Origin of the sequence: Nocardia amikacinitolerans (assembly GCF_900215415.1) — a bacterium.
Classification (GTDB): Bacteria; Actinomycetota; Actinomycetes; order Mycobacteriales; family Mycobacteriaceae; genus Nocardia; species Nocardia amikacinitolerans.
Window position 1 is genome coordinate 1268636 of sequence record NZ_OBEG01000002.1, and the last position, 21128, is coordinate 1289763.

A 21128-nucleotide genomic window follows, 5' to 3' on the forward strand; every position below is an offset into this window, starting at 1 on the left:
ACTCGGTGGCCGATGGGCTACCCGGTCGCCCGGCTCAGCGGCCAGTCGGCTCTCCTGCCGAACTCAGCGGCCAGTCGACTCGGCACTCGTCGAACTCAGCGGTCGGCCGACTCGGTCTCCCGCACCTCGACCACCGGCTCCCGCTCCCCCGCGAACCACGTGGCATGGAACGCGGCCGCCATGCCCGCCAACAGCGCGAGCACGATGGTCCCGGCAGGGACGGCGTACTCCGCCATCGGCGCCGCCAGATAGCGGTAGGAGACCAGCAGGACCACCAGCACCGCGGCACCGCCCGCGACCAGGCGGATACGGAACCAACCCCAACCGCGTTCCGGCTCACGCAGCGCGGATTCCACGGTCAGGCACAGCACCGCGCCCGCGACCAGGTCGACGCCGTAGTGGTAGCCGAACCCGAGCGTCGCGGCCAGCGTGGCAAGCAGCCAGAAGGTGCCGCCCCAGCGCAGCCAGCGCGGCGCCCGCGACCCGTCGATATCGCGGCGGGTGTGCAGGAAGACCGACAGCGCCCAGGCGGTGTGCATGGACGGCATGCAGTTGCGCGGCGTCGCCGTGTCGAAGGGCAGCGGCTCGGGACTGCGGTCGATCGGCGGGAGTACGCCGGGCCAGTAGTTGCCGATCTGGAGTCCGTTGCCGTCGGCGCCGAAGGCGAACATCGGACCGACCACCGGGAAGAACACGTAGACGATCGGTCCGACCAGCCCGAGCACCAGGAAGGTCCGCACCAGGTAGTGGCTCGGCCACCGCCCCGAATCGACCACCCGGCGCAGCTGCCACACCGCGACGACGATCGCGGCCACCGGCAACTCGATGTAGACCCAGTGCAGCACCGCGTAGACCACCGGTCCGAGCGCGTCGATCACCCGCCCCATCACCCACGACGGGTCGCCGAGCGCGTGATCGGCGAGCATCACGTACTCGTCGAGTACGTCGGGACTGCTCAGCACAGTGATGTGCAACCAGACGTCGCCCACCTTGGTCGCCAGGATCAGCAGTGCGCCGAGCGCGGCGGCACGCAACGCGTTGCGCCGCTCGTCGCCGCTCCAGCGCAGCCAGGCGATCAGGGCGAGCGCGGTGAGCACGAGTACAGGACCGTTGCCGACCGTCGGCGGATCACCGGCGAGCAGCCGCGCCCCCGCGCACACCAGGTCGATGGCCACCGCCGCACCGAGCGCGACGAGCCTGCGCCGCATGGGGATACCGACCAGCGCGAGGACCAGCCCGGCCCACGGCACCGACATCGATTTCGGCGTACCGACGTAGTCGCGCATCAGGCTTTCCAGCGGACCTTCGAAATCCTGCTGGAACGCGACGATCTGGAGCACGATCAGCAATAGGGGCACTGCCGCGACGGCGGCGGTCACCCAGACCCGGGACGGCGGTATCTTCAACCGCCACACCGCACTTCCTACGCTGGAACCCGGGTCTTCGACAAGCACGACGACCATAGTAAACGGGGGATGAACGACATCCCCCTGGCCAGCTGAACGGCAGACGACCGCTCGCGCTACTTGTAGAGCTCCTGGACCAGCGCGTCCACCACCGCGATCAGGTCGCCCTGGGTCGCAGCGGCCACCTTGCGCTGGCGCTGATACGACGCTCCACGCTGGGGAATCTCGGCGACATAGGACAATTCGTCGGAGCAGCCGAGCCGCTTGGCCGTCGGCTCGAGCCGGTTCAGCACGTCCATCAGGTCGTCGGTGACCAGCCGCTCGCTGTTGTCGGAGTCTGTGATGACGATCGCATCCAGCCCGTAGCGTGCGGCCCGCCACTTGTTCTCCTGGACGTGCCACGGCGGCAAAGTCCCGAGATCCTCGCCCTCGTCGATGCGACGGTCCAGATCCACGATCAGGCAGTGGATGAACGCCGCGAGCGCGGCCAATTCGGCCCTGGTCGAGATGCCGTCGCAGATGCGCACCTCGATGGTGCCCCACTTGGGCGCGGGCCTGATGTCCCAGTGCATGCCGCCGAGCTGTTCGATGACGCCGGTCTGCATCTGGTCGTGCACGAAACGCTCGAACTGGCCCCAGTTCTCGAACTGGAACGGCAGACCCGCGGTGGGCAGCTGCTGGAACATCAGCGTGCGGTTGCTCGCGTACCCGGTGTCGGAACCGGCCCACATCGGCGAGGAGGCCGAGAGCGCGAGCAGGTGCGGGTAGGTGAACAGCAGCGCGTTCAGGATCGGAAAGACCTTCTCCCGGTGCGAGACTCCCACGTGCACGTGCACGCCCCAGATCATCATCTGGCGGCCCCACCACTGGGTGCGCTCGATCAACTCGTCGTAGTGCGGCGAGCGGGTCAGCTGCTGGGCCGACCACTGGGCGAAGGGGTGGGTGCCCGCGCAGAACAGGTCGACGCCGAGCGGGTCGGCGGCGCGGCGCACGGTGTCCATCGTGCCGCTCAGATCGTCCACCGCCGCGCCGACGGTGTCGTGCACGCCGGTGACGATCTCGACGGTGTTGCGCAGCAGCTCCTTGGTGACCTGCGGAGTGCCGTCCCAGGCGCGCAGGTCACCGACGGCATCGAAGACCGCGGCCGCGGTGTTGGAGAGATCGCGCGTCACCTTGTCGACGAGCGCGACCTCCCATTCGATGCCGATGGTCGGCCGGGGCGAACCTGGAAATGGAACGTTCTCGATTGCCCCGCCCATATCGGCACCTTGTCTACTGGACTACACCGCAGGCGACGCGGCCGCCCGCGTCACCGGTCGCCAGTGTGTTGTCGTCCGGGCCTGCCACGCCGTCGGCACGGACGTAACGGTTGGGAATGTTGCCGAAGTTGTCGGCATCGGCGTGGATGATCAGCGCGCGATTCTTCAGGTCGTCGAGGGTCACCGTGTCGGTGGTGGTGACCAGCTTGCCCTGGCCGTCCGAGCGGACCTGCAACGAGGTGAGGTCGCCGCTGGCCGGGTGGGCGTTGGCGTTGCCAACCTGGAGGTGGCCGCCCGCCGAGAGGAAGTCACCGGCCGCACCGCCGGTGGGCGCCACGGAGTTGGGCTCGCACTTGCCGACCTGGTGGAAGTGCAGACCGTGGAAACCGGGCTTGAGGCCGTGCGCATCGACGGTGATCACGAGGTGATCGCCGTCCTTGGCGATGTTCGCGGTGGCGACCGAGCTGCCGGACGCGTCCTTCAGCTCGACCTTGGTGCCGGGGTCGGCGGCCGGGCTGCCGTGCTCGGTACCGGTCCCGTGTCCCTCGGCCGGAGCGGAGGCACCGGTCCACACCGGCGGGGTCGTTCCCTTGACGTCACTCGACTCCTGGCTGTTCGTGCAGGCAGCGAGGCCGAAGACCGCGACCGCAAGCACCGGGGTCACAGTCCGCCAGGACGGGCGACGAGTTGTGGACGGGGCCATCGGGGGAACTCCTTTACGAGTACCGAGTTTACGAGTAAAGCTGGGTGGACACTGTCGTTACCGGACAAGATGATGCCACGAGCGCCGTGTCGCGCCGCCAAGGGGCCGTGCGCGCCGGTCTCGGTTTTCAGTTACCCGTCAAGATGACGACCACACCCGGAGCGCTGTCCCCGATTCCCGCCGACTTGGGTTCGGCGGTCGCGCCGAGCTGCGCGGCGATCGCCACCGCCGCCTCCCGCTCACCGGCCGTATTCCCGTAGTACACAGTCGTTTTCGCGATGGTGCCGCCCGCGTAGTTGCCCGGCGAGACGTTCGTCCAGCCGCTCGCCGTCAATTCCTCGGCGGTACGGGCGGCCAGACCGGCGACCAGACTGTTGTTCAGTACACGGACCGGCACGGCCCGGTTCACGCCCGCCGCGGGCGCAGCAGCGGTGGTCGTCGGCGCGGCGGTGGTGGTCGGCGCCACTGTCGTCGTCGCCACCGTGGTGGTCGCGGCCGTCGTCACGGGCGCGGCCGAGGTGACCTGCTGGGCCGCGGTCGACGACTCCTCGGCGTTCGTGGCGTCGGAATCGGAACTCGACAACGACATCGCACCGAGACCCGCGAACACGATGGCCAGCGCGATCAAAACCATCGCCAGCGCGCGCAACGGCGGCCCGCCGGAGGTGGGATTGGTTTGACTCACGCTGTCGACCCTAGTCGCACATCCGGCCGGGATGCCCGCATCACGATCCGAAGACGTGTCATACCTGGAAACCGAGACGCCGTGCGGCTCTGGCCTTCTGCCTGCTCGCGCGGAGCCTGCGCAGCCGCTTCACCAGCATCGGGTCGACGGCGAGGGCCTCCTGCCGGTCCACCACGGCGTTGAGCACCTGGTAGTACCTGGTCGGCGACATGCCGAACAGCTCGCGGATGGCCTCTTCCTTGGCGCCCGCGTACTTCCACCACTGTCGTTCGAAGGCCAGAATGTCGAGTTCGCGGCGGCTGAGGCCACTGCCTTCGCCCGCCTCGGCCTTGGCCGATGCGCCCGCCGTCGTCTCTTCGCTCGCGGAAGGGTCGTCTTGGATCGCGGAAATATTCCGTGCCGCTGCGCCGTCCATCTCGCTCCCTCGCCGAGTTGCCACCAGACGAAAAATGGTGCTTGTACGTCGCGGATCATTCAACCACGGGGCAACGGGGATGATTCGCCTTCGGTCCGGCGTGTTGATTACGCCCAGGTACGCGCGTCCCACCTGCGCCGGGCGGCGGCCATTCGCCTCCGCTGAGCGGCCGGTAGGCTTGCTTTCCATGGCAATCCTCCCCATCGTGATCGTCGGTGACCCCGTGCTGCACAACCCGACCAAGCCGGTCACCGATTCGCCGGAGGAGCTGGCCCCGCTGATCGCGGACATGTACGAGACCCTGGACGCCGCCAACGGCGTCGGGCTGGCCGCCAACCAGGTGGGCGTGCCGCTACGGCTGTTCGTCTACGACTGCCCGGACTTCGGACCCGACGGCACGGCCGTCCGGCGTCGCGGCGCGGTGATCAACCCCGTGCTGGAGACCTCCGAGCTACCGGAGACCATGCCGGACCCCGACGACGACGAAGAGGGCTGCCTCTCGGTGCCCGGCGAACAGTTCCCCACCGGCCGGGCCGACTGGGCGCGGGTCACCGGCACCGACGAGCACGGCGAGCCGGTCTCGATCGAGGGCAACGGCTTCTTCGCCCGCATGTTGCAGCACGAGGTCGGCCACCTCGACGGATTCCTCTACGTCGACGTACTGATCGGCCGCAACGCCCGCGCGGCGAAGAAGGCGATCAAGCGAAACGGTTGGGGCAAAGCGGGTTTGAGCTGGGTGCCGGGCACCGTTCCCGATCCCTTCGGGCATGACGACTGAGCCGGCGCCCGCGGGGATTCCGCTCGGCCGCCGGGTGGTGATGCGTTATCAGCTGCCGCCCGGATATCCGCAGCCGCTGACCGACGTGATCGGCGAACTGATTTCGCTCGACCCGCCGACGGTGCGCGACGCCGACGGGCAGATGGTCTCGGTGACGCCGGATCGGGTGATCGCACTGAAAGCCATCGGGCCGAGGCCGATTCGCACCAGGGAGATCAGGGCGCTGGAGGCGGCCGCGGCGGACGCGTGGCCCGGCGTCGAGAGCGAATGGCTCGACGGCTGGCTGTTGCGCGCTGGCGACGGCTACACCAACCGCGCCAATTCCGCTGTGCCGCTGGGCGAACCGGGACGCCCGGCCGAGCTGTCCACCGACACCCTGCACCGCATCGGCGCGTGGTACACCGCACACGGCCTGCCGCTGCAACTGCTGCTGCCCGACCGGCTCGCACCGGCGCCACCCGGCTGGCGCACCTGGAACGAAACCCTGGTGCTAGGCATCGACATCACCAATTTCGTACTGCCGCAAGGTCCCCCGATGGTCCGGATCGCGCAGCGGCCAGACGAGGCGTGGCTGCGGCTGCACCGCTATCGCGGCGAAGCCCCTGCGGCGCAGCCTGTTCCGGTGACCGAGGTGCTCACAGCGGTGCGCGATGGCGAGCTGGGTTTCGCCTCGCTCGGGCTGCCCGACCCGATCGCCATCGGACGCGGCGCGTGCACCACCGCGCCGGACGGGCGCCGCTGGATCGGGCTCACCTGCGTCGCGGTGGCCGCCGAGCACCGCAGGCACGGCCTGGCCACCCTGGTGTGCGCCGAGCTGATCCGCTGGGGGCACGAGCGCGGGGCGACGCACGCATACGTCCAGGTCGAGGCGGACAACACAGCGGCGCTCGAGCTCTACCGCGGCCTCGGCTTCCTGGACCACCACGGCTATCGCTACGCCGCTCCGCACGGCGGAGAATAGACGAAGACCGCAGAAGGAAGGCATTTCGTGCGTCTGGCGACTTGGAACGTCAACTCGATCCGCTCCCGGCTCGACCGGGTTGCTGCCTGGCTCGACCGCCAGGACATCGACGTGCTCGCCATGCAGGAAACCAAGTGCCGCGACGACCAGTTCCCGTTCGAGCGCTTCGAGGAGCTCGGCTACGAGGTGGCCCACCTCGGCATCAACCAGTGGAACGGCGTGGCCATCGCGTCCAGGGTCGGCCTGGAGGACGTCGAACTCGGCTTCCCCAACCAGCCCGGTTTCGACAAGGACGCGGGCGAATCCCTCATCAGCACACCGATCGTGGAGTCGCGCGCGCTCGGCGCGACCTGCGGCGGCGTGCGTGTTTGGAGCCTGTACGTGCCCAACGGCCGCGCCCTCGCCGACCCGCACTACGCCTACAAACTCGAGTGGCTGGAGACGCTGCGCGCCAACGCCGCGAACTGGCTGACCGAGGACCCGCAGGCCAAGATCGCGCTGGTCGGCGACTGGAACATCGCGCCGACCGACGACGACGTGTGGTCCCCCGCGTTCTTCGAAGGCAAGACGCACACCTCCCAGCCCGAACGCGACGCCTTCGACGCCATCGTCGACACCGGCTTCGCCGACGTGATGCGGCCGTTCGCGCCGGGGCCCGGGGTGTACACCTACTGGGACTACACGCAGCTGCGGTTTCCGCGCAAGGAAGGCATGCGCATCGATTTCGTCCTCGCTTCGCCTGCGCTCGCCGCCGCGACGACGGACGCGGGTGTCGACCGTGAGGAGCGAAAAGGCAAGGGCGCCAGTGATCATGCGCCGGTTGTCGCGGAGTTCGATATTCCCTTAGAGCCCAGCTGAAGGCGGCGGCCGCCAGTGGTCGGGTCCCGCACGCCGACAGTGCGCTACGGTGCGGCCCGCTCGTCGGCTGCGTTCGACGCGCACCGACCAGGCTGACAGCGCGCCGCAGCGTGCCGATGGCGAACGTGCGGCGGCGGGTTCAGCCCACCGACGCGGCGTCGCCGAGCGCCTGAATCAGCCCGCCGACGCGTCGCGGGCGGCACCGAGTGCCAGCCGGTGACGTGTATCCGCAGCTGCGACGCGCGACTACGGGTTCATTTCATAGGCGCCGGCGTGTGAGCGGGCCTTGGTGAGCACGTTGTCGAAGCGGGTGGCGTCGGCCGCGGGGCGGCGGACCAGGTCCAGCGCCCTGGTCTGCTGCGCTTTGGTCGCGGTCGGCTTGCTGTGCAGGGCGAGGGCGTTCTTGGCGAATTCCCGCACGAAGACGTCGAAGAGCTGGTCGAGTACGGCGGTGTCGGTGCCCTCGATCGCGGCCTGTTCGAGGATGAGTTGCGCGTACGGGATCGCGGTGAAGAGCTCGCCGATGGCGAACAGGAAGTCCACGTCGCGCTGCTGGTCGGCGGTGGGCGGGGCGGCGGCGAGCAGCGTCTGGAAGGCGAGGGCCTGGTCCAGGAAGATCGCGACGTTCGGCACGTGCGCGAACTTCTCGAACACCGGACGCCAGTCGGTGAACCGAATGCGGCCGAGGCCCGCGCTCGGGCCCTGCCGGAACAGGAATTCGTCGTCGGCGGCGTCGCGGCGGGTCGGCACCTCCGGGTAGCGCGCGGCGGCCAGCTCAGCCCGCAGCTTGGGCACCGCCGCACCCGCCCGCGGGGCGAGCTTGCGGCTGGACCAGCTCAGCGCAGAGGACACCGCCCGCACCGCGGTCCTCGGCGCGGCCTCCGGCAGCACGCGCAGCGCGGCGAGTCCGGCGTCGGACGGGTGAAACATGTAGTTGGCCATGAACTTCAGCGACAGCGCCATGTTCACGTGCACGGTGCCTTCCAGCCGCGGCAGCCCGAACAGGCCGAGCATGGCCATCGGGAAGTACATGTCGTTCTCGAAGCCGCGGGCGGCGATCACGTCGGCGAGGTCCTCGATGACGCGCTGACCCTGCCGCGTCACGGTCATCTTCTCGATGGCGTTGAACAGCAGGTAGCGCCGGTCTTCTGCGGACGCCGACCGCAGGTAGTCGATGGCGCGCTCGCTGTAGAGCTTCATGCCGATCAGCCGCGCGTAGGAGTCGGTCAGCAACGTGCGCACCTGCGGGAACTCGGTCACCCTGTGTCCGAACAGGATTCGGTTCTCCGCGTGCGTGATCGATTCGTAGAAGGCGTGTTCGCACGCGCCGACGGCGCCGAAGCCGAGGTTGAACTTGCCCACGTTAACGGTGTTCATCGCGGCGTGGAACGCGGCCTCACCGCGGTGCAAGACGTCCTCTTCGGCGACCGGGTACTTCTCCAGATCGAAAGCGGCTACGTACATCTGGCTGTCCACGACGTTGCGGCTCAGCTTGTAGTTCTTGTGCTTGCTGTCCGCGACGAAGAACAGATACCCCTCGTAATCCTCCTGCGCCGGTTTGGCATTCAGCGCCTTGGCGCTGTCGATGATCGGCTTGTCGGCGCGGCGGCCGAACACCGAGACCATCCCGGCGAGGTTGCCGTTGCCGATGTAGTGCTTACTACCGGTCGCGGTGAAACCGCCGCCGCGCTTGGGCTCCAACACCATGTCGGTGGAGTACACGTCGGCGCCGTGCTCCTTCTCCGACAGCCCGAACGCGAAGATCTCGCCGGAGTCGAGCAGCGCCGCCGCGCGCTGCTTGGCGGCCTTGTTGTCGCTCTGCCAGATCGGGCCGAGGCCGAGGATGGTGACCTGCCAGACGTACCAGTAGGACATGCCGTAGAAGCCGAGCACCTTGCTCATCATCGCGATGCGGCCGGTGTCCCAGCGCTTGTTCGGATCGCCGTTGGCCTCGGCGGTGGGAGTGAGGAAGATCGCGAAGATCCGCTCGCGCTTGACGAAGTCGAGGAAATCGGAGTACCAGACGCGCTCCCGGTCGTCCCGCTTGAGCGCCGCCTTGCCGCGCGTCTCGAACCAGTCGACCGTGGCGCGCAGCAGCCGCCGGGTCTCGGCGTCGAACTCGGCGAACTCGCAGGTCTTCGGGTTGAACAGGGTTTCGGGCATCGGTGACTCCTCGGCCGTCGGGACGACGCCCGGCATCCGGCCGGGCCACTTCATTCGCGACTGTAGCATTATTGTTCAGCAGTGTAGGAAATTCAGCAAGGGCCGCCCGACCTGGGAGAACCGGAGGAGGTCGCTGCTAATGTTGGTGCCCATGAGTACCGAGCAGGCCGTGCAACCGCGTCAGCGGGCGCGGCACCTCGGACCGGAACGCCGCCGCCCGCAGGTGCTCGACACCGCGCTGGCCATCGCCGTCGAACACGGCGTCGCGGCCGTCACCATCGCCGCCGTCGCCGAGCGGATGAACGTCACCCGGCCGGTCGTCTACGCCTGCTTCGCCGATCGCGTCGAACTCATCCAGGAACTGATCCGCCGCGAGGAGAACCACCTCGTCGAGGGCCTGCTCGAGGCGACACCGCGCCGCGCGGTAGACGCGGGCGAGACGGTCTTCGTGGAGGGCTTCCAGACGCTGCTGGAGATCGCCGCCGCGCGACCCGACTCGTGGCGGCTGCTGTACGGCAATCCCGATCCCGCCGTTGCGGATTCGTTCGGGCGCGGGCGCAAGTTGGCGGTCGAGCGCTGCACCGAGCTGCTGCGGCCGACGCTGCGCGCGTGGGGCACCGAGGACGCCGAGCGGAAGCTGCCGATTCTGGTCGAGCAGTGGGTGTCGGCGGGCGAAGGGGCGGTGCGTTCACTGCTCGCCGACGAGGGCGACTGGACGCCGCAGACGCTCGGCGCCTTCGTCGGCGCCGCGGTCTATCGGGCGCTGCGCCAGGCCTGAGGCCATACGCCCGCGGCCGCAACCCGACCGAAGGTGACATTCAGCCGGTCTCGCCGGATGGCGGTCACCCTCAGTCGACATCCGCGAGCGCCTGCGGCCAGGCCCACCGCACGTGTACGCCAGGCCGAAGGCCATATGCCCACGGTCGGAACCCGACCGAAGGTGACATTCGGTCGGTCTCGCCGGGTGACGGTCACCCTCGGTCGGCGGACGCGAGCGCCTGCGGCCGGGTCCGGGGCACACAGACGCCAAGTCGAGAGGGGACCGCGCGCACGTCGCGTCCGGCATTTCTCCGGCCAGACCCGATTTCGGGCGGCGAAATGCCGATCAGCGGCGCGGCGCATCGGCGGATTTGCCGTCGCGTAGGTGCGTTTTCCGGGTCGTTGAAGTCATCCGATCATTACGATGGAGATCGACCGATCCGACCACGATCTGGCGGGAGGTGCGAGCATGGCGTTCTATCGGCAGGTAGGCGCGGTGCCGCCGAAACGGCACACCCAGCACCGCGACGACCTCGGGCGGCTCTACTACGAGGAGCTGATGGGCGAGGAAGGCTTCTCCGGCGATTCCTCGTTGCTCTATCACCGCGGTCTGCCGCCCGCGATCGTCGACTCCACGGTCTGGGACCTACCGGACCAGACGACGACGCCGAACCATCCACTGCGCCACCGGCATCTGCGCCTGCACGATCTCTTTCCCGGCGACACCGCCGCGGGCACCGATCCGGTGACCGGCAGGCGGCTGCTGCTCGCCAACGCCGACGTGCGGATCTCCTACGTCGCCGCCAAGGGCGCTTCTCCGTTGTACCGCAACGCGATCGGCGACGAGCTGGTGTACGTGGAGGCGGGCGAGGCCACCGTCGAGACCGTGTTCGGCAAGCTTGCCGCCCGGCAAGGCGACCAAGTCCTCATTCCGCGCGCCACCACGCACCGCTGGTTGCCCGCCGGGGCGGATCCGTTGCGCGCGTACGTCATCGAGGCTTCCAGTCACATCACGCCGCCGAAGCGATACCTGTCGAAATTCGGTCAGCTGCTGGAGAATTCGCCGTACTGCGAACGAGATCTGCACGGCCCCGGCGAACCGCTGCTCGAATCCGGTACCGATGTCGAGGTTCTGGTTAAGCATCGCGCGGGCGCGCGGGTGGTGGGTACGCGGATGGTCTACGCGACGCACCCGTTCGACGTGGTCGGTTGGGACGGGTGCCTGTACCCGATCACGTTCAACATCGCCGACTTCGAGCCGATCACCGGCCGCGTGCACCAGCCGCCGCCGGTCCACCAGGCGTTCGAGGGGATCAACTTCGTGATCTGCAACTTCGTGCCGCGCAAGGTCGACTACCACCCGCTGTCCATCCCGGTGCCGTACTACCACTCCAACGTCGACTCCGACGAGATCATGTTCTACTGCGGCGGAAACTACGAGGCGCGCAAGGGTTCCGGTATCGGGCAGGGTTCGGTGTCGGTGCATCCCGGCGGCTACGCGCACGGACCGCAGCCGGGAGCGTACGAGCGCAGCATCGGCATCGAGTTCTTCGACGAGTTGGCAGTCATGGTCGACACTTTCCGCCCGCTCGAACTCGGCGAGGGTGCGCTGGCCTGTGAGGATCCTGCCTACGCGTGGACGTGGTCCGGGCGGGGCCCGCGGTGAGGACGCGGCTCGAGGTTCCGGAGGATTCGCTGTTCGGGGCGGACAATCTGCCGTACGGGGTGTTCGCGCCGCGCGGTGGCGAGTATCGGGTCGGGGTGCGCTTCGGTGCGTTCGTCATCGATCTGGCTGCGGTGCTGGAGGATTCGGTGTTCGCAGGGCCAGTCCTCAATCCGTTCCTAGCGCAAGGTCCCGCGCGCTGGCGGGAGGTACGCGACCGGGTGCGCGAGTTGGTCTCGTCGGACATCCCGACCGACGCGGTGCATTCGCTGGCGGACGTGAGCCTGGCGCTGCCGATTCGCATCGGCGACTATGTGGACTTCTACGCGAGCATCGATCACGCCACCAATCTCGGACGTTTGTTCCGCCCGGATGCCGAACCGCTGCTACCGAATTGGCGCCATCTACCGGTTGGCTACCACGGTAGGGCCGGAACCGTCGTCGTTTCGGGCACCGAGGTCGTTCGGCCGCAGGGGCAGCGCAGAACGGATTCGGGCGCACCGGATTTCGGTCCGTCACGACGGTTGGACATCGAGGCCGAACTCGGCTTCGTCGTCGGTGTCGGCTCTTCACTCGGCACTCCGATCGACATCGCCGACGTGGAATCCCACCTGTTCGGCGTGGCTTTGGTAAACGACTGGTCGGCGCGGGACATCCAGGCCTGGGAGTATCAGCCGCTCGGGCCTTTCCTCGGAAAGTCGTTCGCCACTTCGCTGTCCGCTTGGGTGACACCGTTGGCCGCACTCGACTCGGCACGGATACCCCTGCCGGAACAGTCGCCGCCACCACTGCCCTATCTCACCGCTGAACAGCCGTGGGGCCTGGACATCGAGCTGACCGTCCACTGGAATGGCCACACCGTCGCGCACCCTCCCTACGCCCGGATGTACTGGTCGCCGGCGCAGATGCTGGCACACCTGACCGCCAACGGAGCCGCCACGCGCACCGGCGACTTGTTCGCATCGGGCACCATCTCCGGACCCGAGCCGGGGCAGCGCGGGTCGTTCATCGAATTGTCCTGGAATGGAACGGAACCGGTGTTGCTCGATGGCGACAATCGGACGTTTCTGGAGGACGGCGACGAGGTGGTGATCACGGCCGCAGCACCGGGCGTCGGAGTGAACCGCATCGGCCTCGGAGAAGTGCGGGGCCGAATTCTGCCCGCGCACGGTAAGTAGCGGCGGGTGCCACACACCCTGTGTACGCGCCACATAGGCGGTGGCTATGTGAGGCGTGTGGTGGGTGTGTGGGAGCCGATTTCGGTGGTTGGGTTGCGTTTACTGGTCCCAATGTTGCGGGCGTCGAGAGGGTTCGCCTTGCGGCAGGTTTTGGGCTGGGATTTGTGCGGAGGTTGCGTTGGGGTGACGGTTCCCAATGTTGGCGTTTTCCGGGGAGGTTGGGCCTACCCAGGTTTGCCTCGGAGCAGTGCTGGGCGCGTCGTGTGCCGTACCCGGCTTACCTCCCGCAGTCGGGTGCGCGGGGTTCGGCTTCCGGCGTGGTCGACCGGCTCTGGTTGCGTCCAGAGAGCGGGCAATCGGGGAAATCCCTGAGAAGAGCTCTGCCCGTCAAGGCCCCAACCACCATTTGACTACCGTCGATAGAGAAATGGATTCGACGGTAGTCAAATGGGGGCTTATCAAGATCGAATAGCAACCATTTGACTACCGTCGATTTTGGCCCGGCCTCGAACACTCGGACTTGTGGGCGGAGATAGCCCGCCTGTTAGATAGTGACGCCGCACACTTTCTCGTACACACGTGGTCAGCATCACCGTCTCAGCCGATTCAGTTCGGGTGACCGGCCGGTTTACCGTTCGGGGGATCACCCCATCGGACGGGAGCCCGCGTCAATGCTGACCACCCTCGCACGGTTCGCCGCCGTGCGCCCTCGTGTTGTTCTCGGCGTCGCGCTCCTGTTCATGGTGCTGTGTGGCCTGTTCGGGTCGACGGCGCAGGCGCACATGAAGTCCGGTGGGTTCGTCACCGAGGACTTGGAGTCGGTGCGGGCCAGCGAGTTCATCGCGGACCACTTCACCGGTGGGGATCCGAACTACGTGCTGCTCATCCGGGCCGAGGACGGTGTGGACAGTGCTGCGGCGAAGGCCGCCGCGCAACGGGTCACCGATCAGCTGCGCACGTATCCCGAGGTCAGCGGGGTTCAGTCGTACTGGTCGGCGCGGCCCGACCTGGCGCAGGCGCTGCGCGGCAGGGACGGTCGCAGCGGGATCGTCGTGGCCAGCATCGAGGGCGACGACGGTGAGCTGAGCGAGCGCGCCGCGAAGATCAGCGAGACGGTGCAGACCAGCGGCGATGGCGTCACCGTCCGCGCGGGCGGGCTGGCCGCCGTTTTCGCGGACATGAACGCCCAGATCAGCGAGGACCTGATCGTCGCGGAGGCCATCGCGGTGCCGTTGACCGGGCTCTTGCTGATCCTGGTGTTCGGCAGTGTGGTCGCAGCCGCGCTGCCGATCGCGATCGGCCTGTTCGCCATCGCCGCCGCGCTCGGCATTCTGCGGGCGCTGACGGCGGTCACCGACGTCTCGATGTACGCGCTGAACATGACCACCGCACTCGGTCTCGCGCTGGCCATCGACTACAGCCTGTTCATCGTCAGCCGGTACCGGGAGGAACTGGCCAACGGTCTGGATTCCCAAGCGGCCGTGGTGCGCTCGATCCAGACCGCCGGACGGACCGTGGTGTATTCGGCGCTGGTGGTCGCGCTCTCGCTGGCCGCGCTCGCCGTGTTCCCGCAGTACTTCTTCAAGTCGTTCGCCTATGCGGGCATGGCGGTGGTCGCCGCTGCCGCAGGCGCCGCGGTCATCGTGCTGCCCGCGATTCTGGTGCTGGTCGGCGATCGGGTGAATGCGCTGGATCTGCGGGTTCCGCTGCGCCGCATGCTCGGTCGGCCCGCACCCGCCGAGCCGGAACCGGAACGGAGCCTCTGGTATCGCTGGGTCGTCGGCGTGATGAAGCGCGCCGCGCCGGTCGCGGTGGTCACGACGATCGCGCTGCTCTTGCTCGGATCGCCCTTCCTGTCCGCGCATTTCGGCTATCCCGACGATCGCGCGCTGACGCAGTCCGCGCCGAGCCGTCAGGTCGGCGACACCCTGCGCAGCGACTTCTCCGCCGACCTCGGCGCGAGCGCCTACGCCGTGCTACCCGACTTCCGCGGTGGCCAAGGCGAGATCGGCGCGTACGCGGCCGCGCTGTCGAAGGTGGCCGACGTGCCCGCGGTGCTGTCCAGCGACGGCGTCTACGTCAACGGTCTGCGCGCTGCCGCCGCCCCGCCGGAGATGTCCGGTCCGGCGGGCGCTTTCCTCTCGATCGGCACGCGCCTGGATCCTTATTCGTCGGCGGGCAAGGATCAGCTCGCCGAGATCAGGGCGATTCCCGCGCCCGGCGACGTGCTGTTCGGCGGAGCCGCCGCGCTGAACCAGGACTCGGTCTCGGCGATAGCGGATCGGCTGCCGCTCGCCGCCGCCCTCATCGCCGTGACCACATTGATCCTGCTGTTCTTGTTCACCGGCAGCCTGCTCCTCCCGGTGAAAGCGCTTCTGCTGAACATTCTTTCGCTGGCCGCGACGTTCGGCGCGATGGTGTGGATCTTCCAGGACGGGCACCTGTCCGGGCTGCTCGGCTTCACGCCGACCGGGAAACTCGACCTCGCGATGCCGATCCTCATGTTCAGCCTCGCGTTCGGCGCCTCGATGGACTACGAGGTGTTCCTGCTCTCCCGAATCAGGGAGGAGTGGCTGGCGGGCGAGAAGACCGCCGCGGGCAACACCCACGCCGTCGCCATGGGCGTCGCCAGAACGGGCCGGATCTTCACCGCCGCGGCGCTGTTGATGAGCATCGTCTTCCTCGCGCTGGCCAGCTCCGGCGTCGCCGCCATGAAGCTGTTCGGCATCGGGTGCGCACTCGCGGTGCTCAGCGATGCGACGGTGATCCGCGCTCTGCTGGCGCCCGCGCTGATGCGCGTGATGGGCACCGCCAATTGGTGGGCGCCCAAACCCCTTGCCGCGCTGCACCGCAGGTTCGGTCTGACCGAGGAAACGGACGGTCCAACACCGCCGGCCATGACGGACGCCGCCGCATCACGTGTGCGCGTCGACAAGGTCGCGAACTCGGTCCGCGAATAGCTTTGCCATCTGGGACGAATAGCGTTGCACCACAGACGATTACGAGAGCGTATCCCGACCGGCGTAGACCACTCCGACGAACTCGACCAGATCATCGATCAGCGTCTGCACATCATCACGCGCACCCCCGTCGTCGTGATGGTGCAACCAGTCCGCGACCAGCTCGAACATCCCGCCGATGGTCGCGAGCGCCAACGCAAGCCGCCTGCGTTGCGCGCGCTCGTCCGGCGCGGGACCCGATGACCACTGGCTGTCCAGGAACGCCGCCGCCCAGCGCCGGTTGCCGCGACGCTGCTTCTCCACCGCCGGCGAAATACCGCCCGCCTCACCGAAAGTCACCTTCGCCAGGCGCGGGTCGTCGGCGATGGCGTGCACGAACGCGTCGATGACCGCGGCCGCGCGCTGCCCCCAGTCCCGTCCGGATACTTCCGTCGCCACCTCGGCCACGCGTTGCTGGATCTGCGCCGTGATCTGCTCGAGCAGCGCGATGTAGCACGCCTCCTTGCTGTCGAAGTGGTCGTAGAACCCCTTCGTCCCGACGTAGGCGCGCTGGCAGATCTGTTCGATCGACGTCCCCGAAAAGCTCTGTTCGGCAAACAGTTCGGTGGCGGCGTCCAGCAGTTGACTGCGTCGCTGCGCGCTGCGCTGCTCGGCGTCGAGGCCGCGGATCCGGCGCCGAGCCGGAGCCGGGGCCGGCCGCGCGGCGGATTTGCTGCGGGTCATGTCACGACGATAGCGGTACTCGTTTCAGAAAGAGTTCTTGTTGGTAACACGAACTCGTGCTGTAATCGCTGCACCGATGAGGAAGGGACCGAGGTGTCAGTGATCAAAGGCGATCCGGCCGGAAGAAGCCCAGCGTTCGTGCGCGCAGTCGTGGCGGCGATGATCGTCGCGGCGACCGTTCTGGCGAGCGGACTGGTGGCGAGTCCGGCATCGGCGATGCCGCTACCGCAACACGATTCGTTCTACGAGCCGCCCGCCGACTTCGCGAGCGCCGAGCCGGGGACCATCCTGCGCTCGCGCGAGGTGCGGCTCGCGGTGCTCACCCTGCTGCCGCTGAACGTGCGGTCCTGGCAGTTGCTGTACCGCACGACCGACCTGTTCGACGAGCCCGCGGTCGCGGTCACGACCGTGATCCTTCCCGCGGGCGCCGACCCGAATCGTCCCCGCCCGCTGGTCTCGCTCCAGTTCTATTACGACAGCGCCAGCCCGTCCTGCGCGCCGTCGTACGTGCTCCGGCAGGGTGCGGGGCTGCCCGGCGTCGAGGGCATCCACTCCAACAGCGAGCTGATCGCGCTGGCCGCCCTGATCAGCCAGGGTTGGGCGGTGTCGATCCCGGACTACGAGGGCCCGCAAGGTCATCTCGCGGTCGCCAAAGAGCCTGGGTACATGACCCTGGACGGAATCAGGGCGGCGCAACGTTTCGAGCCGATGGGTCTGGACGCGAATACCCCTGTGGCGCTGTGGGGTTACTCCGGCGGCGGCATGGCCACCGGCTGGGCGGCCGAGATGCAGCCGAGCTACGCGCCGGAGCTGAACGTCAAGGGCGCCGCGCTGGGCGCGCCGGTCTCGGATGTCGAATCGTTGCTGCACGTCAACGGTTCCATGTTCTCCAGCCTGATCGGGATCGGCATCGCTTCCCTGTCCAACGCGTATCCGGCGTTCAAGGAGGTGACCTACCGGCACCTCACGCCGGAGGGCCGGGCACTGATGGACCGCACCAACGCGCAGTGCCTCCCGCGCAACGCGCTCACCCAGATGTTCGTGGATTACCAACGGCTGCTGACGATTCCGATCGCGGAATACCTTGCCCTTCCGGAGATTCGGGAAGTGTTCGACGCGACGGTGCTCGGCGGCAACACACCGACGATGCCGATCCACCTGTACCAAGGCGTCTTCGATGAGGCGGTGCCCGTGTGGACGAACGACACTCTGGCGCAACGGTATTGCGCGTCAGGTGCGTCGGTCGTCTACAAGCGCGACCACCTGAGCGAGCACCTGACGCTGCCCTCCCTCGGCATGGCCGACACCTTCAACTGGCTGAAGGGCAGACTCGCGCCGAACGCGCCGGAACAGGTCGGCTGCCGGACCGAGAACGTCGTCTCCATGCTCGCCGACGTCAACGCGCTGCTGAGCCAGATCGAGATCAACCTCAACGCCACCTTCGGCGCGCTCGGGTTCCCGATCGGCCCCCGCGAACGCTGATCACCGCCGCGACCGGCGCCGGGCCGGTTGGGGCGGCACATTTTCCGCCCTGGGTGCGATGAATTCGGCGGGGTTGGGAAGTCTGCACACGCGAGGACCTACCCCACGTCAGGAGATGGCCATGCAGAAGATCGTCACGAACCTCTGGTACGACACCCAGGCCGAGGAGGCCGCGAACTTCTACTGTTCGCTCTTCCCGGACTCCAAGATCACCGACATCCAGTACTACAACGAGGCGGGGCCGCGCGAGGCCGGGCTCGTCATGGTCGTCGACTTCGAATTGAACGGTCAGAAGTTCACCGCGATCAACGGAGGCGGCGAGTACCACTACACGCACGCCATGTCGCTGCTGGTCAACTGCGAGAGCCAAGAGGAGGTCGACCGCCTGTGGCTGGCGCTGCTCGCCGACGGCGGCCAGGAGATCGAGTGCGGCTGGCTCAACGACAAGTACGGCATCCCATGGCAGATCTGGCCGGTGCAGGCCAACGAGCTGCTCAAAGGCGATCCCGCCGCCGTCACCCGCGCGACCAAGGCCATGCTCGGCATGAAGAAGATCGACGTGCAGGCCATGCGGGACGCCTACGAAGCGGTCTGAGTCGAACGCCACGTACGAGCAGGCCGGTCACTTTCCTCGACAGCCTCACTCCTCCGAGGCGGTCGCTGTGCGGGCGCCGCCTGCCCGATCACGCGCGGGTTCGGGTCATCGCCGGGCGTGTCCGCGGAGCGGGCAGGTATGGTCGGGCGGGAAAATTCACATCGCCAACGGGGGCTCGCACCAGCGGGCTGAGAGGACGGCTAGCCCGAGAGGGCGGTAAGGGCCGTCGACCGTATGAACCTGACCGGGTAATGCCGGCGTAGGGAGGAGAACCATGGCCACCGCCAACGGCGCCGCCGTCGACACCGTGACCACCGGCCCCATCGAGGGCAGCGTCAAGGCCTACAAGGAAGTCGACGAGCTGCGCATTCCGGTGCGGCGTATCAATCTCACCACCGGCGAACATTTCGACGTCTACGACACCTCGGGCCCGTACACCGACGACAACGCGACCATCGACCTCGAGGCCGGGCTGCCGAAGCTGCGCGACACCTGGACCAAGCCGCAGGTGGACGGTCCGCCGACCCAGCTGGCCTGGGCGCGGCAGGGCATCATCACGCCGGAGATGCGGTTCATCGCGGCGCGCGAGGGCGTCGAGCCCGAGCTGGTGCGCGACGAGGTCGCGGCCGGGCGCGCGGTGATCCCGGCCAACCACAAGCACCCGGAGCTGGAGCCGACGATCATCGGCAAGAAGTTCCTGGTGAAGATCAACGCCAATATCGGCAATTCGGCGGTGTCCTCCTCGATCGCGGAGGAGGTGGAGAAGATGGTGTGGGCCACCCGCTGGGGCGCGGACACCATCATGGACCTGTCCACCGGCAAGAACATCCACGAGACCCGCGAGTGGATCATGCGCAACTCGCCCGTCCCGGTCGGCACCGTGCCGATCTACCAGGCGCTGGAGAAGGTGAACGGTGATCCGACCCAGCTGACCTGGGAGATCTACCGCGACACCGTCATCGAGCAGTGCGAGCAGGGCGTGGACTACATGACCGTGCACGCGGGCGTGCTGCTGCGCTACATCCCGCTGACGGCCAAGCGGGTCACCGGCATCGTCTCGCGCGGCGGCTCCATCATGGCCGCGTGGTGTCTGGCGCACCACCAGGAATCGTTCCTGTACACCCACTTCGAGGAACTCTGCGAGATCCTGGCGAAGTACGACGTCACCTTCTCCCTCGGCGACGGCCTGCGCCCCGGCTCCATCGCGGATGCCAACGACGAGGCCCAGTTCGCCGAGCTGCGTACCCTCGGCGAGCTGACGAAGATCGCGAAATCCCATGGCGTGCAGGTGATGATCGAAGGCCCCGGCCACGTGCCGATGCACAAGATCGTGGAGAACGTGCGGCTCGAGGAAGAACTGTGCGAGGAGGCGCCGTTCTACACCCTCGGCCCGCTGGCCACCGACATCGCGCCCGCCTACGACCACATCACCTCGGCCATCGGCGCCGCGATCATCGCCCAGGCGGGCACCGCCATGCTCTGCTACGTCACGCCGAAGGAACACCTCGGCCTGCCCAACCGCGACGACGTCAAGGTCGGCGTGATCACCTACAAGATCGCCGCCCACGCCGCCGACCTGGCCAAGGGCCACCCGCACGCCCAGCAGCGCGACGACGAATTGTCCAAGGCGCGTTTCGAATTCCGCTGGCGGGACCAGTTCGCGCTCTCGCTCGATCCCGACACGGCGCGCGAGTACCACGACGAGACGCTGCCCGCGGAACCGGCGAAGACCGCGCACTTCTGTTCGATGTGCGGGCCGAAGTTCTGCTCGATGCGGATTTCCGCCGATGTGCGGGAGTACGCGGAGAAGAACAACCTGACCGACGTGGAGGCCATCGAGGCGGGCATGGCGGAGAAGTCCGCTGAGTTCGCCGGGGCGGGGAAAAAGGTTTACCTGCCGGTGGTTTCGTAGAAGTTGTCGCGGGCGGCCATCCTCTCTTCGGAGAGGGTGGCCGCTTTGCGTTCGAACCTAACGAACAGTGCTGTCGATGAGCCGCCGAGCCGCCCTATCGGTCCGCGCGACGTCACCGGTGATCATGCGATCCTGAAGTATCCCTCGCAGCCCCGAAACAAGCATTGTCGCAATAGCTTCCGCGTCCTCCACGCCGAATCGGCGCAAACCGTCCGCGAGCGCGGCGACGAAGGTGCCGATGGCGTCGACGGCATACGCGGCATACGGCCCGTCGGACGCGCAAGCCGCGCCGAGTACTTGCAGCATCACCTTCACACTGGTCGCCCCCGCACCGGTGGTGTTGGCGCACCAGAACTCCCACAGCCGAGCGCGGAGGGCGGCGGCGTCGGCGATGTCGGCGAAGAGCGCCCTGATATCCGGGCGCTGGGTGGCGAGGGCTTGGACCAGCAACTCCTCCTTGGTGTCGAAGTAGTAGATGAGCATGCGCGAGCTGGTGCCGAGTTCCGCGGCGAGTGGGCGAAGGGACAGTTCGGCGAGGCCGTGCGCGGCGATGTAGTCGACGACGCCGTCGAGGAGTTCGGCGCGTTTGGCGTGGTCGAGTGGGCGGGCCATGGGTTGACTGTACCGA

18 protein-coding genes are annotated in these 21128 nt (G+C 67.8%); 10 read left to right on the plus strand and 8 right to left on the minus strand.

Features of this window, described 5'->3' with window-relative positions; genetic code table 11:
* Positions 1 to 95 precede the first annotated feature (95 nt).
* The 5 genes from CRP45_RS13975 to napA all read right to left on the minus strand — a co-directional run bounded on the left by CRP45_RS13975 (position 96) and on the right by napA (position 4468).
* Positions 96 to 1463, minus strand: coding sequence for a phosphatase PAP2 family protein (locus tag CRP45_RS13975; protein ID WP_097245344.1), 1368 nt, complete (start codon positions 1461 to 1463; stop codon positions 96 to 98).
* A 59-nt stretch (positions 1464 to 1522) separates the two neighbouring features.
* The gene (locus CRP45_RS13980; protein WP_067791104.1) at positions 1523 to 2665 is read right to left on the minus strand and encodes a glutamate--cysteine ligase; all 1143 of its coding nucleotides are present in this window, start codon (positions 2663 to 2665) and stop codon (positions 1523 to 1525) included.
* Between the two features lie 13 nt (positions 2666 to 2678).
* Complete coding sequence (gene sodC / locus CRP45_RS13985; protein ID WP_097245345.1) at positions 2679 to 3368, minus strand: superoxide dismutase[Cu-Zn]; 690 nt, start codon at positions 3366 to 3368, stop codon at positions 2679 to 2681.
* A gap of 127 nt (positions 3369 to 3495) precedes the next feature.
* Positions 3496 to 4053, minus strand: coding sequence for a LytR C-terminal domain-containing protein (locus tag CRP45_RS13990; RefSeq protein ID WP_067791100.1), 558 nt, complete (start codon positions 4051 to 4053; stop codon positions 3496 to 3498).
* Between the two features lie 58 nt (positions 4054 to 4111).
* Positions 4112 to 4468, minus strand: a complete 357-nt coding sequence (gene napA, locus CRP45_RS13995) for a nucleoid-associated protein NapA (RefSeq protein WP_097245346.1) — start codon at positions 4466 to 4468, stop codon at positions 4112 to 4114.
* Between the two features lie 187 nt (positions 4469 to 4655).
* Between napA and CRP45_RS14000 the strand changes: the two genes are divergently transcribed.
* The 3 genes from CRP45_RS14000 to CRP45_RS14010 are packed head-to-tail and all read left to right on the plus strand — an operon-like array spanning position 4656 to position 7065.
* Positions 4656 to 5246 carry a peptide deformylase gene (locus CRP45_RS14000; protein WP_067791096.1) on the plus strand — a complete coding sequence of 197 codons (591 nt, stop codon included), beginning with the start codon at positions 4656 to 4658 and terminating at the stop codon, positions 5244 to 5246.
* On the plus strand, positions 5236 to 6207 hold the full coding sequence (locus CRP45_RS14005) for an N-acetylglutamate synthase, CG3035 family (RefSeq protein ID WP_097245347.1): 972 nt from the start codon (positions 5236 to 5238) through the stop codon (positions 6205 to 6207). The genes CRP45_RS14000 and CRP45_RS14005 overlap by 11 nt, the downstream gene beginning before the upstream one ends.
* A 27-nt stretch (positions 6208 to 6234) precedes the next feature.
* Positions 6235 to 7065 (plus strand): exodeoxyribonuclease III, encoded by an 831-nt coding sequence (locus CRP45_RS14010; protein WP_097245348.1) that lies wholly within the window; start codon positions 6235 to 6237, stop codon positions 7063 to 7065.
* A 246-nt stretch (positions 7066 to 7311) separates the two neighbouring features.
* Here CRP45_RS14010 and CRP45_RS14015 read toward each other — a convergent pair whose 3' ends face one another.
* The gene (locus CRP45_RS14015) at positions 7312 to 9228 is read right to left on the minus strand and encodes an acyl-CoA dehydrogenase family protein (RefSeq protein ID WP_097245508.1); all 1917 of its coding nucleotides are present in this window, start codon (positions 9226 to 9228) and stop codon (positions 7312 to 7314) included.
* 151 nt (positions 9229 to 9379) lie between these two features.
* Here CRP45_RS14015 and CRP45_RS14020 point away from each other — a divergent pair, with 151 nt between their 5' ends.
* The 4 genes from CRP45_RS14020 (at position 9380) to CRP45_RS14035 (ending at position 15788) form a co-directional block, all read left to right on the plus strand.
* On the plus strand, positions 9380 to 10006 hold the full coding sequence (locus CRP45_RS14020) for a TetR/AcrR family transcriptional regulator (protein WP_067791235.1): 627 nt from the start codon (positions 9380 to 9382) through the stop codon (positions 10004 to 10006).
* 450 nt (positions 10007 to 10456) lie between these two features.
* Positions 10457 to 11653 (plus strand): homogentisate 1,2-dioxygenase, encoded by a 1197-nt coding sequence (locus tag CRP45_RS14025; protein ID WP_097245509.1) that lies wholly within the window; start codon positions 10457 to 10459, stop codon positions 11651 to 11653.
* Positions 11650 to 12828, plus strand: coding sequence for a fumarylacetoacetase (fahA, locus tag CRP45_RS14030; RefSeq protein WP_245910111.1), 1179 nt, complete (start codon positions 11650 to 11652; stop codon positions 12826 to 12828). The genes CRP45_RS14025 and fahA overlap by 4 nt, the downstream gene beginning before the upstream one ends.
* A 671-nt stretch (positions 12829 to 13499) precedes the next feature.
* Complete coding sequence (locus tag CRP45_RS14035) at positions 13500 to 15788, plus strand: MMPL family transporter (protein WP_097245350.1); 2289 nt, start codon at positions 13500 to 13502, stop codon at positions 15786 to 15788.
* A gap of 39 nt (positions 15789 to 15827) precedes the next feature.
* Here the strand turns inward: CRP45_RS14035 and CRP45_RS14040 are convergent, their stop codons facing one another.
* Positions 15828 to 16511, minus strand: a complete 684-nt coding sequence (locus CRP45_RS14040) for a TetR/AcrR family transcriptional regulator (protein ID WP_097245351.1) — start codon at positions 16509 to 16511, stop codon at positions 15828 to 15830.
* A 138-nt stretch (positions 16512 to 16649) separates the two neighbouring features.
* Between CRP45_RS14040 and CRP45_RS14045 the strand changes: the two genes are divergently transcribed.
* The 3 genes from CRP45_RS14045 to thiC all read left to right on the plus strand — a co-directional run bounded on the left by CRP45_RS14045 (position 16650) and on the right by thiC (position 20500).
* Positions 16650 to 17993 (plus strand): lipase family protein, encoded by a 1344-nt coding sequence (locus CRP45_RS14045; protein WP_143861429.1) that lies wholly within the window; start codon positions 16650 to 16652, stop codon positions 17991 to 17993.
* A gap of 121 nt (positions 17994 to 18114) precedes the next feature.
* Positions 18115 to 18588, plus strand: a complete 474-nt coding sequence (locus CRP45_RS14050; RefSeq protein WP_067791715.1) for a VOC family protein — start codon at positions 18115 to 18117, stop codon at positions 18586 to 18588.
* A 274-nt stretch (positions 18589 to 18862) separates the two neighbouring features.
* Positions 18863 to 20500, plus strand: a complete 1638-nt coding sequence (gene thiC, locus CRP45_RS14055; protein WP_097245353.1) for a phosphomethylpyrimidine synthase ThiC — start codon at positions 18863 to 18865, stop codon at positions 20498 to 20500.
* Between the two features lie 57 nt (positions 20501 to 20557).
* Here thiC and CRP45_RS14060 read toward each other — a convergent pair whose 3' ends face one another.
* Positions 20558 to 21112, minus strand: coding sequence for a TetR family transcriptional regulator (locus CRP45_RS14060; RefSeq protein ID WP_097245354.1), 555 nt, complete (start codon positions 21110 to 21112; stop codon positions 20558 to 20560).
* Positions 21113 to 21128: the final 16 nt, after the last annotated feature.